Consider the following 18,733-nt stretch of genomic DNA (forward strand, 5'->3'; position numbering starts at 1 on the left):
ACACCACGTCGCGGCGCCCGGAGACCACGCCCAGCACCTGCGCCCAGGCCATGTGCATCAGGCTCGCCGGGCTGACGCCCAACTGCCTGGCCTGTTCCCGCAAACGCAGATTGAGCGCGGCATCCACCGGGTGCAGCGCTTCTTCGATGCCGCGCCCGTCGCCCTGCACATCCTGCAGCCCGAACGGCAAGGTTGGCTCGTCGATATCGCCGAGCATCTCGCGGAAGAACGCTTCGTGCGCCTGCTCATCGGCGCCCAGGCGGGCCTGCGCCACGTAATTGCGGTAAGGCATCGGTGGCGTCAGCGTGTCGAGTTGATCGAACATCAACGCGTGCATTTCCCGACCGATCACGTCCATGGCGGTGTGGTCGAGAATCGAGTGATGGAACAGCACGATGGCGACGACTTGCTGTTGCGCCGGATCCTCGGCGTAGACCATGCGGATCAACGGCGCGAGGGTCAGATCGAGGCGGTAATGCCGCGCATCGAAGCGCGCGTGCAACTGTTCGAGAATATCGCCGTCCTGCGCATCCAGCGGCACCTGCTGCACAACCATCTGCGCCTCGCGCCAGACCACTTGCTGCGGGCTCGGCAAGCCTTCCCAGATCACGCTGGTGCGCAGAATGTCGTGGCGCGCGATGACCTGCTGCAAGTGTGCGGCGAAGGTCTGTAAACGTTCGAGACTGTCGAAAGCCAGACGCGATTGCAGCAGGTACGGATCGCCCTGTTCGGCGCTCAGATGGTGATAAAGAATGCCTTCCTGCAACGGTGCCAGCGGATAGATATCCTGCACGTTGGCTGCGCCGCCCGGCACCGTGGCGACGATGCGCTCGATGCTGGCCTGATCCAGTGTGGTCAGGGTCAGCATGTCGGGAGTGATGTGCGTGCAATCGGCCGCAATCAGATTGGCCGGCACTGCGATTTCCCGGCCACTGCCCAAGGCCTGCGCCAGCGCGGCCAGGCTCGGTTGATTGAACAGCACGCGCACATCGGCGCTCAGACCGGCCTGACGCATGCGTTCGATCAGGCTCACCGCCAACAGCGAATGGCCGCCGAGTTGGAAGAAGTTGTCGTGACGGCCGATCTGTTCGATGTTCAGAACGTCGGCCCAGATCTGCGCCAACGCTGTTTCGACCGGGCCTTGTGGTGCTTCGTATTCACGGCTGAGCCACGCATCCTGATCCGGCTCGGGCAAGGCCTTGCGGTCGAGTTTGCCGTGGGCGGTCAGCGGCAGGCTGGCCAGGCGTACGTATGCAGCCGGCACCAACGTGTCCGGCAGTCGGGCTTGCAGATGCTGGTGCAAGTCGCCGATTTCGACCGATTTGATTTCGGTGAACCAGGCGACCAGACGCCCGTCACGCACCAGCACCACGCATTCGCGAACTGCCTCGTGAGCACTCAGCGCCGCTTCGATTTCCCCGAGTTCTATACGCACGCCGCGCAGTTTCACCTGATCGTCGTTGCGTCCCAGGTATTCGATATTGCCGTCGTCCAGCCAGCGCGCAAGGTCGCCGGTGCGGTACATCCGCGCGTGCGGCTCGTCACTGAACGGGTCGTCGAGAAATTGTGCAGCGGTCAGTTCCGGGCGATTCAGATAACCGCGTGCAACCCCGGCGCCGCCGACATACAACTCGCCCTGCACACCGGTCGGCACGGGCTGTTGCTGACGGTCCAGCAGATAGATCTTGGCATTGGCAATCGGCCGGCCAATGTGCAGAACCCGTCCGGGTTCGATGCGCCCGGAAGTCGCGACCACCGTGGCTTCGGTCGGGCCGTAGTTATTGATCACAGCGAACGTCTGCTCACATGGGAACTGGCGCAACTTGTCGCCCCCAATCAGCAGCGTGCGCAGGGTCGGATGGCCCAGCTCGCGACTGAATGCGTATTCGGCGACCGGGGTCGGCAGGAAACTCACTTGCAACGGCTGCGCACGCCACCACTCGAGCAATTCATCGAGGTGTTCGTTGCCGATTGAAGGCGGTGGCAGGTGCAAAGTCGCGCCGACGCACAACGCCGGCCAGACTTCCCAGGCCATGGCATCGAAACCGCAACCGGCGACGCTGGCGGTGTGGCTGCCGGCGTGCAGATCGAAGGCTTCGGCGTGCCAGTGCACGAGGTTTTCCAGAGTGCGGTGCTCGACCATCACGCCTTTCGGCTGCCCGGTAGAGCCCGACGTATAGATCACGTAGGCCAGATTTTCCGGGGTCAGATTTGGCCGCAGCGGATTGTGGTCAGGCAGGTGCCGCCAGTCGCTGGCGTCCAGATCGATTACCGGCACCCTGCCGAGCAATTCGCGTGTCGACGCCTGCGCCAATACTGCGATCGGGTCGCTGTCCTGCAACAGGTAGGCAATTCGTTCTGCGGGATAATCCGCATCAATCGGCACGTAACCGGCGCCGGCCTTGAGAATCGCCAGCAGTGCGACGAGCATGTCCGGGCCACGACGCAGGCACAGCGCGACACGGTCATCGACTTGCACGCCGAGGCCAATCAAGTGATGGGCGAGGCGATTGGCGCGCTGATTCAGTTCGCGGTAGCTGAGCTGTTGCTCGCCCTGCACCACCGCCAGCGCCTCGGGATGCACCGCCACTTGTGCTTCGAACAGACGCGGCACTGTTTGTGCGGGCGGGTATTCACGACCGCTGATGTTGAAGCCGACCAGCACCCGTTGCCGCTCGCCCGGCGACACGATCGACAGCTGCTGCAACGGCGCCTGCGGCGTGTACTCCAGCGCCGTCACCAGACTGTGCAACGCGGTTTGCAAGAAATCGCAGACTCGCGCACCGTCCACCTGCGGCACGGCTTGCACGTTCAAGCGAAACCCCTCGCCGAGGTCGTCGACACTGACCACCAGCGGATAATTGCTGCGCTCGCGCGAGCTGAGAATCTGCACGCCATCCCACGCTACAGCGGCCGAATCCGCCGCACTGTGGCGGTAGTTGAGCAAGGTGCTGAACAGCGTCTGCGCACCGCCGACACCGCTGCAACGCTGGGCTAGCGCCAATGACGCCTGCTCATGGCCGAGCAACTGCGCCAGACGCGCATGCGTGGCACGCACGCCGTGTTCTACCGCATCAGCAGCGACGCTGACGCGTAACGGCAAGGTGTTGATGAACATGCCCAGCGCCCGATCTGCACCTTCTCCGCCCTGCATGCGCCCCAGTAATACGGTGCCGAACACCACGTCTTGCTGGCCGGAAACCTGCGCCAATACCTGAGCCCAGGCCTGATGCACCAGGCTGGCAACGCTGACACCCAGCCGCCGCGCCTGCTCGCGCAGACGTTGGCCGAGGCCGGCGTCCAGCTCGGCATGACTGTCGAGGATCGCGCTGCCGTCGCCGTGCACGTCCTGCAAACCGAAGGCCACGGTCGGCTCGTCAATGTCGGCGAGCATCTCGCGGAAGAAAGCTTCGTGGACCCGATCATCGGCGCCGAGCCGCGCCTGCGCGACAAAGTGGCGGTACTGCACCGGCGGCTGCAGATCGACGCTATGGCCGAGCATCACATCGCTCATTTCCGCGACCAGCACTTCCAGTGCGGTGTGGTCGAGGACGATATGGTGCATCAGGAGGATGCCGATCCAACGGTTGTGCGGCTGATCTTCGGTGTAGACAAAGCGCATCAGCGGCGCGCGATTGAGGTCCAGACGATAGTGACGTGGATCGAAACGCGCCTGCATCTGCTCCAGCACGTCGCCGTCGAGTTCATCGGCATCAACGCGTTCCAGCGCCAGTGGTGCCTCACGCCAGACCACTTGTACCGCCTCTTCCAGCCCTTCCCAGACAATGCCGGTGCGCAAAATGTCATGGCGTTTGATCACGCCGTTCAAGGCGCGAACGAAGGTTTTGATCTGCGCCAGACCGTCGAAGGCAAATTGCGCCTGCAACACATACGGATCGCCGGCGCTGGTCGCCAGATGGTGATAGAGAATCCCCGCCTGCAACGGCGCCAGAGCATAGATGTCCTGCACATTGGCGATGCCGCCCGGCACAGTTGCAACGACACGGTCGATCGCGGTTTGATCGAGATTGGCCAGCGGCAGCATCGCCGGGGTAATGCGCGTGCACCCCGGCTCGATCAGGTTGTCTGGAACGACAATGCCGCGTTCGCTGCTCAAGGTCGCCGCCAGCGCTGCCACGCTCGGCTGACCGAACAGCACGCGCACATCACAATGCAGATCCTGTTGGCGCATGCGTTCGATCAGCTTCACCGCCAGCAGCGAATGACCGCCAAGTTCGAAGAAATTGTCGTGGCGACCGACCTGCTCGACACCGAGTAACGTCTGCCAGAGTTCGGCAATCAGATTTTCCACGGCGCCGACCGGCGCTTGGAAACCCCGTCGGGCAAACGCTTCGCTGTCCGGTGCTGGCAAGGCTTTGCGGTCGAGCTTGCCATTGGCGGTCAGCGGGAAATTCTCGAGACGCACGAAGGCGCTCGGCACCATGTACTCAGCCAGCGTAACCAGCAGTTGATCGCGCAATTGCGCCACATCCGGCGCGGCGCCTTCGTCGGCCAGCCAGTAGGCAACCAGACGCTGATCACCGGGGCTGTCCTCACGGGCGATGACCACGGCTTCGCGCACGCCTTCGCAAGCGCACAGGCGTGCTTCGATTTCGCCCAGTTCGATGCGGAAACCGCGAATCTTCACCTGATCGTCATTGCGCCCCAGGTATTCGAGGCTGCCATCGGCGGCCCAGCGCGCGAGGTCACCGGTTTTATACAACCGCGCCTGGGCGTTTTCGCTGAACGGATCATTGATAAAACGCTCGGCGGTCAGTGCTTCGCGATTCAGATAACCGCGCGCCACACCTGCGCCACCGACGTACAGCTCGCCAATCACGCCGACCGGAACCGGTTCGCGCTGCGCATCGAGAACATACAGTTGCAGGTCGGGAATGCGCACGCCAATCGGGCTGACGCCGAGCAACTGCGCGTCGGCAGCCTGCAACGGCCGATAGGTCACGTGCACCGTGGTTTCGGTGATGCCGTACATGTTCACCAGCCGCGTGCCGGAATTGCCGACCCGCGCATACCACGGCTTGAGTAAGCCCGGCTCCAGCGCTTCACCGCCAAAAATCACTTCCCGCAATGAGTGTTGAAGCTGACTGCGGCCCTGCGCGGCGATCAGTTGGCGGAATGCGCTCGGCGTCTGGTTGAGCACGGTCACGCCGGTTTCGCAGAGCAATGCATAGCAGTCGTCCGGCGAGCGGCTGACGGCTTGCGGGATCAACAGCAATTGCCCGCCGAATGCCAGCGCGGCCCAGATTTCCCACACCGAGAAGTCGAACGCGAAAGAATGGAACAGCACGCCGATGTCTTGCTGGTTGAACTGGAACCAGTCCTGGGTGGCAGAAAACAGCCGCGCCACGTTGCGGTGCTCGACCATCACGCCTTTGGGCAGACCGGTGGAGCCGGAGGTGTAGATCACGTACGCCAGATGCGCCGGGGTCAGTTCGGGGATCTGCGGATTGCTGTCGAGTTCGGCCTTGAGGTGAGCGCTGTCGAGGTCGATCTGCGGCACCTCGAGATCGGCCACACGATCGCGTGTCGCCGCCTGCATCAGCACCGCCACCGGTGCACTGTCCTGTAAGGTGAAGCTGATTCGGTCCAGCGGATAGGCCGGATCAATCGGCACGTAACCGGCGCCAGCCTTGAGCACGCCGAGCAGGCCAACAATCATCTGTGGGCCGCGCTCGACGCAGATGGCGACACGGTCGTCAGGGCGAATGTTCAGCGCCAGCAAATGGTGGGCGACCTGATTGGCGCGATGATTGAGTTCGCCGTAACTGAGCGTTTGCCCTTCGAAGATCAGCGCCGTAGCGTCCGGGCGGGCCTGTGCCCGGGCTTCGAATTGCTGGTGGATCAGCGGGGTGTCGGGGCACTGCGACAGCGGCAAATTGCTGTCGTGTAGCAGGTGTTCGCGTTCGCTGGCGGGGAGGATTTTCAGCTCTTGCAGCGCCACATCGGCACTGGATTGCAGGGCCGCCGCCAGACTCTCCAGCGCGGTGTTCAAATAAGCCGCCATGCGCTCGGCGCCCAGTGCTGCATCCGCCAGCGCGGTGATGCGCAAGTCCACGCCGAGGTCATCGATGTTGATGGTCAGCGGGTAGTTGGTGCGCTCGCGGGCGCCGAGTACCTGCACACCGGGGGCTATGTCGACCACGTCAGCGACTTCTTCGACGCTGCTGTGCCGGTAGTTGAGAATCGCGCTGAACAGCGGCGTCGGCACCGCGACGGCGCTGCAGCGTTGGGCCAGGGCCAGCGAAGCTTGCTCGTGCGCCAGCAACGCCGTCAGGCGCTGATGGGTCGCCCGCACGCCGGCACGCACGCTTTGCGCACCGACATCAACGCGCAGCGGCAAGGTGTTGATGAACATCCCCAACGCCTGCTCACCGCCCTCGCCCGCGTCCATCCGCCCGAGCAATACGGTGCCGAACACCACCGCCGTACGCCCGGACAATTGCCCCAATACACGCGCCAGCGCCAGATGCATCAGGCTCGCGACACTCACGCCCAACTGCCGTGCCTGCTCGCGCAACTGCCGGCTCAAGCGGCTGTCGAGCATCAACGCGGCTTCCTCGATGGCGTGGCCGTCGCCCTGCACATCCTGCAGACCGCAGGGCAGCGTCGGCTCGTCGATGTCGGCGAGCATGTCGCGGAAAAACGCCTCCTGCGCCGGTTCATTGCCGGCACTGCGCGCCTTGGCCAAGTGATCGCGATACGGCACCGGCGCGGCCACTTGCGCGGTCTGCCCGAGCAGGCAGGCCTGAATTTCCCGACGCAGTACATCCAGCGCCACGTGATCCATGATCATGTGATGAAACAGCAACAGCGCAACGACGCGACCCTGAGCAGGATCCTGCGCATAGACCATGCGCAGCAACGGCGCTTGCTGCATGTCGAGACGGAAGTGCTGCGGGTCGTGGCGTTCGAGCAGTTGCGTCAGCACATCGGCGCCGCTGTCGACACTGACTTCTTCACACACCAGCGGCGCTTCGCGCCAGACCACTTGCACCGCTTCGTCGAGGTATTCCCAAACGAACGAGGTGCGCAGAATGTCGTGACGTTTGACCACCCAACGCAGCGCGTCGGCGAAAGCGTCCAGCCGTTGCTGGCTGTCGAACACGAAGCGCGCTTGCGAGATGTAAGGGTCACCGGCAGCAGCCGAGAGATGGTGATAGAGCATGCCCTCCTGCAACGCGGACAACGGATAAATGTCCTGTACGTTAGCCGCGCCACCCGGCACCGTGGCGACGATGCGGTCAAGGGTGTCCTGCTGCAGATTCACCAGCGGCAGCATGTCCGGAGTGATGCGAAACGCAGGACTCAGCCAGTCGCCGCCGTGTTGGGCAACCAATTCCAGCAATTGCGCCTTGTGCGCCGCGAGGCTGTCCCACAACGCGTCATCCAGCGCGTCGTCGCTGCCCAGAATGACCAGGTCTTCATCTTCCTGTTGAAGGCGGATCGCATGGGTGGAAATAACAGCCATCAATTCGCTGAAATGCATGAGGTAACCTGCTGTAAATACGGAAAAAAGGAGCGCGCAGCAGCGAGTCCGTGCACGCGGCGCGCAGCCTGGAAAAACTAAAACATCGGGGCGTGGGTGTCTGACATGGGAAGCGGGGACAAGCCGCCCTGCTCGCTGTTCGTCTCTGTAGGAGCTGCCGAAGGCTGCGATCTTTTGATTTTGCTTTTAAAAACAAGATCAACAGATCGCAGCCTTCGGCAGCTCCTACAGGGATTGTGGTCGCCGTCAGAGGCGGCGTTTGCGGTTGAGGCTCGGGATGGTGGTCTGGGCGATTTCGACCTGCTTGGCCTGCCGCGAGGTCTGTGCCGCCAGCGCGGCCAACGTCGGCTGGCTGAACAGCGTCCGCGCGTCGACATGCAGCCCGGCCAGACGCATGCGCGCCACCAGACTGACCGCCAACAACGAATGCCCGCCCAGTTCGAAGAAGTTGTCGTGGCGCCCCACCTGCTCGACCTTGAGCACCTGCGCCCAGATCTGCGCCAAGGCCGTTTCCACGTCACCCTCAGGTGCCTCGTAAGGACGGCTGAGCAGCGCCTCCGCCCCCGGTTCCGGCAAGGCCTTGCGGTCGATTTTGTCGTTAGGCGTCAACGGTAATGCGGCCAGCATCACGTAGGCACCGGGCACCATGAATTCCGGTAACTGCGCCAGTACATGCGCTCGCAAGGCCTCAAGCGTCGGTGCAGTCAGCCCGGTACGCACGCTGTAATACGCCACCAGTCGCTCATCGCGCACCAGCACCACGGCCTCGCGAATGGCCGGGTGTTCCAGCAGGCGCGCTTCAATCTCGCCCAGCTCAAGGCGCACCCCGCGCAGCTTGACCTGAAAGTCGTTGCGACCGAGGAATTCGAGGTTGCCATCGGCGCCGTAACGCACCAGATCGCCGGTGCGATACAAGCGATCAGCGGCCACGAACGGGCTGTCGATAAAGCGTTCGGCCTGCAATTGCGGCAGTCCCAAATAGCCCCGCGCCACGCCCACCCCGCCAATGTGCAAATGCCCGCTCACGCCAAGCGGCACCGGTTGATCGCAGGCGTCGAGCACATAGAGCCGCGTATTGCTCAGGGCTTTGCCGATCGGCACCAGCGTCGGCGGCACCGGTTCGCCGGGCTCCAGGGTCCAGCCGCTGCTGTCGACCGTGGTTTCGGTCGGCCCATAGACGTTGTGCAGGCGCACCCACGGCAGGCGCTCGCGCACTTGCCGAGCCAGCGCAACGGTCAACTCGCCGCCACCGTTAAGCACGTCGGTGAGGCTGGTGCACTGGCTGACGTCGTCCTGTTCGATGAACTGCTGCAACAACGCCGGCACGAACTTGACCACGGTAATGTTCTGCTCGCGAATCACTCGCGTGACATAAGCCGAATCGCGGTTGCCATCGGCCCGCGCCAGCACCAGGCGCATGCCCGAGCAGAGCGGCCAGAAGATTTCCCATACCGAACTGTCGAAACTGTACGGCGCCTTTTGCAGCAACGCCCCGTGTTCGCCGGGTGGCGCCAACTGCGAGCCCCAGTGCACCATGTTGCAGGCGCTGCGGTGCTCGATCATCACACCCTTCGGCGTGCCGGTAGAGCCGGAGGTGTAGATCATGTAGGCCAGATTCGCCGCGCCGAGATCCGGCACCTGCGGGTTGTCGTGCGGCTGGTCCTGCCAGACGCCGAGGTCGAGATTGATCAGCGGCACGCCGGGTTCGCCAAGCAGGTCGCGCGTCGCGGCGTGCACCAGCAGCGCGACCGGTGCGCTGTCCTGCAACATGTAATTCAGCCGTTGCAGCGGGTAATCCGGATCGAGCGGCACATAAGCACCGCCAGCCTTGAGTATGCCCAGCAGGCCGATCACCAGTTCAGGCCCGCGCTCGACACAAATCGCTACCCGCGAATCCGGCTGCACGCCCAGCCCGCGCAGATGATGAGCCAAGCGGTTGGCCTGCTCGTTCAGCTCGCGATAAGTCAGGCGCTGTTCGGCGAATTGCACGGCGACGGCATTCGGTTTGCGCTGCACCTGTTGTTCGAACAGTGTGTGAAGCGGCTGGTCCAGCGGGCAGTCGACCACCGTATCGTTGAACTCGATCAGCAGCCGTTGCAGTTCTTCCTGCGGTAACAGCAGCAGGCTATTCAGCGGCCGCTGAGGCTCGGTCTCCAGCGCCGCGACCAAGCCATTCAGGGCCGCTTGCACGTAAGCGCCAATCCGCTGCGCGCCGATGTTCGACAAGGTTCTGGTGGTCAGACGCAAGCCTGTGCCGAAGTCATCGACACTCAGGGTAAACGGGTAATTGGTGCGCTCCTCGTTGGCCAGGGTTTCGATGCCCTGCCAGGTTTGCCGGGAGGTTTTTTGCTCGACGTCATCGCTGTGCCGATAGTTGAGCAAGGCGCTGAACAGCGGCGCTGGCGCAGCAACGCCACTGCACCGCTGGGCGAGCGCCAGGGACGCATGTTCATGGGCGAGCAAAGCGGTCAGGCGCGCATGAGTGGATTTCACCGCTGCGCGCGCACCCTCGCCGACATCGACCCGCAGCGGCAAGGTGTTGATGAACACCCCCAACGCCCGGTCGGCACCCGCGCCGCCCTGCATGCGCCCCATCAACACTGTGCCGAACACCACGCTTTGCTGGCCGGATGTCGCCGCCAGCACCTGCGCCCAGGCGAGGTGAATCAGGCTGGCGACACTCACGCCGGCCAGGCGTGCCTGCTGCTGCAGGCGCTGATAGAGACCGGGCGCCACGGCTTGCTCGGCTTCTTCGATGTTGCTGCCGTCGCCCTGTACGTTCTGCAAAGCGAACGGCAAGGTCGGCTCGTCGATCTCGCCGAGCATCTGCCGGAAGAACGCTTCATGCTCCTGCTCGCTGACGCCGAATCGCGTCTGCGCCACATAGTTGCGGTACGGCACCGGTGCCGCCAGCGGTTCGCCGTGCCCGGACAGGCTGGCGTGAATTTCTTCGCGCATCGCCTCCAGCGCAATGTGGTCCATCGCCAAATGATGGAACAACAAGATGCCGACCACCCGGTTATGCGCGGGATCACGGGCATACATCAGGCGCAGCAGCGGTGCCTGACTGACATCGAGGCGATAACGCCGCGCATCGAAGCGCTCGTGCAACTGATCGATGATTGCGCCGCCAGCAGGGTCAAGTTCGACTTCCTGCACCGGCAAAATGGCCTCGCGCCAAACGACCTGAACCGGTGACGTCAGCCCCTCCCAGACCACCGCCGTGCGCAAGATGTCGTGCCGCGCCATGACCTGACGCAGCGCAACGGCGAAGGCCTCGACCCGCTCGAGGCTGTCGAATGCCAGCAGCGATTGCAGCAGATACGGATCGCCCTGCGCGGCAGTGATGTGGTGATAGAGAATGCCTTCCTGCAACGGCGCCAAGGGGTAGATATCCTGCACATTGGCGGCACCACCCGGCACCGTCGCAACGATACGCTCGATCATCGCCTGATCCAGTTGCACCAGTGGCAACAGGTCCGGCGTGATGCGCGTGCAATCGGCGGCAATGCGGTTGGCCGGCACTTCGACTTCACGACCGCTGCCCTCCGCCGCTGCCAGCGCAGCCAGGGTCGGTTGGCTGAACAGCACGCGAACATCGCTGCTCATGCCGATCTGACGCATGCGTTCGATCAGGCCCACGGCCAGCAAGGAGTGACCGCCCAGCTCGAAGAAATGGTCGTGACGCCCGACCCGTTCGACTTGCAAGACCTCGGCCCAGATCTGCGCCAAAGCGATTTCGACGTCACCTTGTGGCGCCTCGTATTGACGACGGATCAACGCGTCCGGCCCCGGCGCCGGCAACGCCTGGCGATCGAGCTTGCCGTTGGCCGTCAGCGGCAGACTCGCCAGACGGACGTAAGCGGCGGGCAACAGGGCGGCCGGCAAACGCGCTGTCAGGTGCGCGTGCAGTTGCAGGATGTCTAGCGCTTCGCGCTCGGTGAACCATGCCAGCAGTTGACCGTCGCGCACCAGCACCACGGCTTCCTGCACCGCATCATGGCTGGCCAGTGCCGCTTCGATTTCGCCCAACTCGACGCGCACACCACGGACTTTCACCTGGTCATCATTGCGCCCGATGTACTCAAGATTGCCGTCGGTGCGCCACCGTGCGAGATCGCCGGTGCGATACATGCGCGCATGCGGCTGCGCACTGAACGGGTCGTCGAGGAAGCGTTCTGCGGTCAATTCCGGGCGATTCAGATAGCCCCGGGCAACCCCGGCGCCGCCGACATACAACTCGCCGATGATGCCGATCGGCACCGGCCGCTGCTGATCATCGAGCAGGTAAGCGGTGGCATTGCTCACCGGTTTGCCGATGTGCAACGCCTGCCCCGGAAGGATCAAACCTGAGGTGGCGACCACCGTGGCTTCGGTCGGGCCATAGTTGTTGATCACCGCAAAACTCTGCGCACGATTGAACTGGCGCAGACGATCACCGCCGATCAGCAAGGTGCGCAAGGTCGGGTGATCGAGTTGTTGGCTGAAGGCATATTCGGCAATCGGCGTTGGCAGGAAGCTGACATCCAGCGGCTGCGCCCGCCACCACGCCAGCAGCGCATCGATGTTTTCGTTGCCTTCGCTCGCGGGTGACAAATGCAACGTCGCCCCGGCACACAACGCCGGCCAGACCTCCCACGCCATCGCGTCGAAACCGAAGCCGGCCAGGCTCGAGGTGTGCTGCCCGGGGCCGAGACCGAACGCCGCACAATGCCAGTCGAGCAGATTGCCCAAGGTGCGGTGTTCAACCATCACGCCTTTGGGCAACCCGGTTGAGCCGGAGGTGTAAATCACATAGGCGAGGTGGCTGGTGTTCAACCCCGGCACGTCGGGATCGGTCACGTTGTCGAGCGACCATTCTCGGCGATCAAGCTCGATCACTGGCAGCGCTGTGGCGGGCAAGCGATCACGCACATCACTTTGCGTCAGCAGCGCCACCGGAGCGCTGTCGCCGAGCAAGTAACTCAGGCGCTCGGGCGGATGCGCCGGATCAATCGGCACATAAGCGGCGCCAGCCTTGAGAACCGCCAGCAGCCCGACCAGCGTTTCCAGGCCGCGGCGGGCAACGATTGCAACCCGGTCATCCGGCCGCACACCGAGGCCCAGCAGATGATGGGCCAACGCATTGGCTTGCCGGTTCAGCTCGGCATAACCAAGGGTTCGTCCCTGATACGTCGCGACCACGGCGTCCGGTTGTTCGGCCACTCGCGATTCGAATCGCTGATGAATCAGTTGCCCTTGCGGATAACTGACGCGAGTGTCGTTCCACTGATTGAGCCGGGCCAGTTCTGCCGGGCTATTAAGGTTGAAATCGGCGATTGCCAGTTCCGGACACTCCAGCCCTTGCTCCAGTATCAGCAACAAGCGCTCGGTCAACGCCGCGATCTCGTCAGCCGTGAAATAGGCCGGCGAATACACCAGATGCAACCAGGCCTTGTCGTTGTAACGGTTGCTGCGCAGGTGAATGGCCAGCGGTGTCGCCTCGTGCTGGTTGGAGACTTTGACCACGTGCCCCGGCGCCTCAGCGTAACGGTAGTCATGGTCGTCCTGCTCGTAGGACACCGACAGCTCGAACAGTTGCGAGCGATCTTCGCGTAACAGACCCAGCGCGCGGTTCATCTCGCTCAGCGGGTAGCGTTGGTGGCGGAAGTCCTGTTTGAGGCCATCGCCGATCGCCTTGATCAAGTCAGCGAATGACAGCTCACGGCCAAAGTCCATGCGCATCGCACTGACCTGGGTGAACAAGCCCAAGGTGCTTTTGAAACGGGCACCGGAGCGATTGAGAATCGGCAAGCCGACAACCCACTCATCACGCTGGGCGGTACGACTGAAATACACGTGCAGCGCCGCCAACAATACGTGAAAGGCCGAACCGCCGAGGTGTCGCGCGGTGTCTTTCATGCGCTCGTGCAGCAGGGCCGGAAAAGCCTCGACGTGGATGCAACTCGGCGCCGCTTCAGGGTCAAGGGGTTCGCGATGACGGGGAATCAACAAGGGTTCGGGAAGGCTGCGGTATTTGTCCAGCCAGTAGCGCTGATCGAGTTCATAGCGTGATGACTGGTGATAGCGCGCGTCATCTTCGATAAAGGCGACATAGGACTGTGCCGCCACATCTGGACGCTCGCCACGGGACAACGCGCTGTAAATGTCGCCCACCGATTTGAACAGCAGACCAAAACCCCAACCATCGATAATCAAATGGTGGGCCTGCGCCGCCAGCCAGTGGCGGTGCTGATCGAGGCGAATGAGACAGAAGCGGAACAGCGCTTGCCCGCTCATCACATAAGCCTGGGCCATTTGCTCTTCGACCAGCGCCCGAGCCGCCGACTGGGGATCGGGGTGCCCGCTGAAATCAAACAGCGGCATGGGCACCGGCAACGTCTGTGCAAACCCTTGCAACGGCAGCCCGTCGTGACCGACGTCCGCCAGCAGCACAATGCGCAAGGCGTCGTTCGCCGCAACCAGGCATTCGAGTGCCGATTGCATCAATGCCGGATCCAGCGGCCCGCTCAGTTCGACGTAACCGCCAATGTTGTACAGCGGCGAATCTCCGCGGCTCAGTTGGTCCAGCCAGATATCCCGCTGAGCGGCAGTCAGCGCGAATGTCTCGACAGGCACGGACAGATCGCCCGCCACGTTGGCAGAAGTAGGCTGCATAAGGTCCTTCTCATGAAATTTTGCCGGTATTCAAGCATCGGCCCCGCCACCGACATGACACCTGAAACCCGGACAACCACCACCCTGGTACGCGCTATGGGCGTGGTTATCGCAGGCACTGTCTAAAAATTCGGAGAGGAAAGACTGAAAAGTTTGTAGGAAAAAAACCACATACCAGCGCCGCCATTTACCCGAGCGCTGCCGATCAGAATTCATCATCGCCCGGTTTCCGGGGCTTGAGCGTGACTGAACAGTCACTCTCGCCGTTACAGCCGGTGTTCAACAGCGTCAGAACCCCGGCGCCAATATTCAGAAATAGTGGCACTTTGTGTCCCTGTTTTCCCCTACAGACGTAGGACAAATCCATAGGCTTAAATCCCGCTCCAGATCATGTTCAAGGAGAAATGACTGCGTGGGCGGCTTTTACAGAGACGGCAGACGATTCAGTGATGGCTCTGAACCAAGGATGAAGGATATGAATCTGACCGGCAGCATTCGTAATATGGAAAACCCGCACTTCTACTGGCAACTGGGTGAGTTGATAGCCAGCACCGGCGATGATCACTTCGCCACGAACATGTTCCAGTTGGTCGACACGCTGGTGCCGGTCAACCGGGTAGATCTCAGTGAGTGGACGCTGGATGAGCGTCAGGCCAGCGTGGTCGACATCAAACCGTTGGGCAGCGCCGGTTTGGCGCAGACCTGTGCCGCGCCCGATCCGCTGGAGAGCCCCGACGATCATCCGCTGCTGCAGAAGATGATCGAGATGAACGACTCGCTGCTGATTCAACTGAAAGCCTCGCTCCAGCCTCGCCATCCGCAACACAGCGCACATCAATGCAATCTGGTTTCGCGCACGTCCAATCGCCGTTGCGTGATCTCGTTTTACCGACCGCATACCCAACGGGTGTTTTCCCTGCCGGAACTGTCGTTTCTCAAGCGCCTGTCCGACACCTTGCTGCCACTGATCGAACGCCACGCGCAGATCAGCCGGCAAATCCTCGCCAGACAACCGCGCCAGCCCCTGGCCGAACTGGATCAGGCACCGTTGGCGCAGGTGTTCGATGAACGCCTGGCGATCAGCGACATCGCCCTGTCAGTGCGCGAAAAAGAAGTCTGTCTGGGCCTGTTGACCGGCGGCACCGTGCCGCAAATGGCCGAACAACTGCGAGTCAAAAACAGCTCGATCGAGACATATCTGAAACGCGCCACGGCCAAACTCGGGGTCAGTGGTCGCCATGGTCTGGCGAAATGGATGGCCGGGGCCTGAGCACAACGCTCTTTTAATGCATGAGGCAGTTCGATGTTGACGTTGCGACTTTCCCTGCTGTCCATGGCGATGCTGATGGGCGGTTGTTCATTGATTCCCGAGTACCAGCGCCCCGCTTCACCCACTGCCGCGCAGTATCCCGCAGCCACGCAGCCAGCCACGAGCAGCGAGGACTGGCGCACGCTGTTCACTGATCCGGCGCTGCAACAGTTGATCGAAAGCGCGCTGGTCAACAACCGCGACCTGCGCGTGGCGGCACTCAACGTCGAAGCGTTCCAGGCGCAATACCGCATTCAGCGCGCCGACCTGCTCCCGGCGGTGTCGGCCAACGCCAACGAGTTACGCCAGCGGATGCCGCCGAGCGTGACCCAGGGCAAAGCGCTGATCAATTCGACGTACTCGGTCAACCTCGGCATCAGCGCTTATGAGCTGGACTTCTTCGGTCGCGTGCGCAGCCTCAGCGAGGAGGCCTTGCAGACCTGGCTCTCGACTGAAGAAGCGCGGCGCAGTGCCGAGCTGAGCCTGGTGGCCAACGTCGCCAACGCCTACCTGACCTGGCGCGCCGATCAGGAGTTGCTGGAGCTGACCCGCGACACCCTCGCCGCCGATGAACAGAGCCTGCACCTGACCACCCGTAATCGCGAGGCCGGCAAATCGTCGGCGCTGGAACAGGCGCAAGCGAAGACCAGCGTCGACAGCTCTCGGGCCAATCTGGCGCGCTACCAGCGCCAGGTCGCCCAGGACTTGAACAGCCTGACCTTGCTGGTTGGCGCGCCGGTGCCAGTGACCCTGCCCGCCCGTCCGCTGGCCAGCGATCTGGTGCAACAACTGCCCGCCGGGTTGCCCTCGGATCTGCTGCAGCGTCGGCCGGACATCCTTCAGGCGGAGTACAAACTGAAAGCGGCCAACGCCAATATCGGTGCGGCGCGGGCGGCGTTTTTCCCCAGTGTCAGCTTGACGGCGAATGCCGGCACGTCGAGTCGCGATCTGTCCGGATTGTTCGGCGGCGGCTCTGGCGCCTGGACCTTTCAGCCGCAGATCAACCTGCCGATTTTCAACGCCGGTAGCCTGCGCGCCAGTCTTGATTATTCGAAATTACAGAAAGATGTGGCGGTGGCCGAATACGAAAAGTCGATTCAAACCGCGTTTCAGGAAGTCGCCGACGGTCTCGCCGCGCGCAGCACCTATCAGCAACAATTGCAGGCGCAGCGGGATCTCGTCGCAGCCACGCAGACGTATTACAACCTGGCGCAGAACCGCTATCAGAATGGCGTCGACAGCAGCCTGACGTTCCTCGATGCGCAGCGTTCGCTGTTCAGTTCGCAGCAAGGCCTGATCACCGATCGCCTCGCGCAACTGGTCGCCGAGGTCAACCTTTACACCGCGCTGGGCGGGGGCTGGAGCGCCGCTGAATCACGCGTGCAGTAAGCTGTGGTCACTTTTTCTTACACCTTTTGTCGCTCGATCCTGCGCCGTGCGGCGATCCGTGGCCGGCCTCTGCCTTCAGTTTGGTATCATGCGCCGCTTTTACGGTTAACCCCCCGCCAGTCCTGCTGACTGACGGGCTGCAAAAGGCGGTATTAGATGACGGCTTTGTTGACTCGCCGCAAGGTGCTTGCGGGAATGGGCGTGCTCGGGCTAGGCCTGCTCGCTGGCTGCGACACCCGTGGCCAACTGTCGTACAAGTACGGCAAGGATCTGAGTAACAAGATCATGGGGCGCACCTTCAAACTGAAGAACACCGATGGCGAAACCATGACGCTGTCGAGCTTTCGCGGCATGATGCCGATGGTCTTCTTCGGCTTCACCCAGTGCCCGGCAGTCTGCCCGACCACCCTCGCCCGCGCGGCGAAAATCAAAAAGCTGATGGGCGCCGATGGCGATCGCTTGCAGGTGATTTTCATCACCCTCGATCCCGAGCGCGACACCCCGGAAATCCTCGATGCCTACATGAAAGCCTTCGACCCGACGTTCGTTGCGCTGTACGGCACGCTTGAGGAAACCGCGGCCACGGCCAAGGAATTCGACGTGTTCTACGAGAAAGTCCCGGCCGGCGACACCTATACCATCTCGCACACTGCCACCAGTTACGTTTACGACTCCAACGGCGGCTTGCGCCTGGGTCTGTCCACGTCGCTTTCGGCAGAACAATGTACGGAAGATTTGCTTACTGTTATGGAGGTTTGCTGATGCAACCTGTTCTGAACCACCTCAAACGCGCTGTCATCGGTTTTTCTCTGCTGGGTCTGGCATTCCAGGCGACCGCAGCGACCAAAGTCGACGATGCCTGGGTCCGTGCCACCGTGCCGACCCAATCCGCCAGCGGCGCGTTCATGACCCTCACCGCCGACAGCGACAGCAAGTTGCTCAGCGTCGCGACGCCAGCGGCCAAAGACGTGCAGATCCACGAAATGACCATGAAGAACGACGTCATGAGCATGGGCCCGGTGAAGTTTGTCGAGCTGCCGGCCGGCAAAGCCGTCAAGCTTGATCCGAACGGCTACCACGTGATGCTGATGGGCCTGACCGCTCAGTTGAAGGAAGGCGAAACTGTGCCGCTGACCCTGATCGTGGAAAACGCCAAGGGTGATAAAGAAACCCTCGAGGTTAAAGCGCCGGTTCGCGCGCTGACCAACATGGAAGGTCACGATCACAGCAAAATGCATTGATCTGACTGAGCAGCAATAAAAAAGGGGCGGCCTGATCGATGATCACGCCGCCCCTTTTTTTGTTTTTGCTGTGCGCCACATTAATGCCTGCGGGCCAATGCCTTGCGTACGCTTTCCCGTGACATCCCCGAGCCGGAACGGGTCACGGCTTTATCTACGGGCGCCTTGGCCAACTGTTTCTTGCGCTTTTCCAACTCACGCCACTGGTAACCGAGATATCCGCCTGCCACCACAATCCCCAGCCAACCGAACACCGAACTGACGAAGAACCACAACCCGAGGGTGATCCACACGGTTTTCGAGGTGAATAACTTCAAGCTGTTATCGGCAGGCACCGGTTCAACCGGTTCAACCGCTGCCTGCTGCGTCACCGGTACTCTATGCACCCCATCCAGATCAAAGCGCAAAGCGAAGTCCGCCCCGGCCACCGGAACATCTAGCTGATTGCCTTCAGCACGATGCACCCGAATTTCGCCATCGACGAGCGACGTGGAGCTGAAACTGATCCGGGTTTCATAGCGAATCTCGCCGTTGACCTGGGTCACGATCGTTCGTTTTTGGTCAATGGGGGTGTCGCGCATATCGATTCCTTGAGCGTTCCACGTCGGACGACGTGCGAAGGGATAATCC

7 protein-coding genes (1 of these 7 running past the window's edge) are annotated in these 18,733 nt (G+C 62.2%); 4 read left to right on the forward strand and 3 right to left on the reverse strand.

Features of this window, described 5'->3' with window-relative positions; genetic code table 11:
• Both ACM6JQ_RS09810 and ACM6JQ_RS09815 read right to left on the reverse strand, forming a co-directional pair.
• On the reverse strand, nt 1-7,507 hold the 5' portion of the coding sequence (locus tag ACM6JQ_RS09810; protein WP_414893677.1) for an amino acid adenylation domain-containing protein. It extends 5,510 nt beyond the left edge of the window; the window shows 7,507 of its 13,017 coding nt (coding positions 1-7,507); its start codon is at nt 7,505-7,507; the stop codon falls past the left edge of the window.
• Between the two features lie 246 nt (nt 7,508-7,753).
• A complete protein-coding gene (locus ACM6JQ_RS09815) occupies nt 7,754-14,164 on the reverse strand; it encodes an amino acid adenylation domain-containing protein (protein ID WP_414893678.1) in 6,411 nt (2,136 codons plus the stop codon).
• A 475-nt stretch (nt 14,165-14,639) separates the two neighbouring features.
• Between ACM6JQ_RS09815 and ACM6JQ_RS09820 the strand changes: the two genes are divergently transcribed.
• From ACM6JQ_RS09820 to ACM6JQ_RS09835, 4 genes are all read left to right on the forward strand, one after another.
• Nucleotides 14,640-15,434, forward strand: coding sequence for a helix-turn-helix transcriptional regulator (locus tag ACM6JQ_RS09820; protein ID WP_095111863.1), 795 nt, complete (start codon nt 14,640-14,642; stop codon nt 15,432-15,434).
• 33 nt (nt 15,435-15,467) lie between these two features.
• Nucleotides 15,468-16,862 carry an efflux transporter outer membrane subunit gene (locus ACM6JQ_RS09825; RefSeq protein ID WP_123376747.1) on the forward strand — a complete coding sequence of 465 codons (1,395 nt, stop codon included), beginning with the start codon at nt 15,468-15,470 and terminating at the stop codon, nt 16,860-16,862.
• A 156-nt stretch (nt 16,863-17,018) separates the two neighbouring features.
• A complete protein-coding gene (locus ACM6JQ_RS09830) occupies nt 17,019-17,624 on the forward strand; it encodes an SCO family protein (protein WP_007915980.1) in 606 nt (201 codons plus the stop codon).
• Nucleotides 17,624-18,103, forward strand: a complete 480-nt coding sequence (locus ACM6JQ_RS09835) for a copper chaperone PCu(A)C (RefSeq protein ID WP_007915979.1) — start codon at nt 17,624-17,626, stop codon at nt 18,101-18,103. The genes ACM6JQ_RS09830 and ACM6JQ_RS09835 overlap by 1 nt, the downstream gene beginning before the upstream one ends.
• Before the next feature lie 80 nt (nt 18,104-18,183).
• On the opposite strand, the gene ACM6JQ_RS09840 is transcribed toward ACM6JQ_RS09835, so the two are convergent.
• Nucleotides 18,184-18,684 carry a hypothetical protein gene (locus ACM6JQ_RS09840; protein WP_414893679.1) on the reverse strand — a complete coding sequence of 167 codons (501 nt, stop codon included), beginning with the start codon at nt 18,682-18,684 and terminating at the stop codon, nt 18,184-18,186.
• Nucleotides 18,685-18,733: the final 49 nt, after the last annotated feature.

Source organism: Pseudomonas sp. IT-232MI5, assembly GCF_949767845.1.
Taxonomy (GTDB): Bacteria; Pseudomonadota; Gammaproteobacteria; order Pseudomonadales; family Pseudomonadaceae; genus Aquipseudomonas.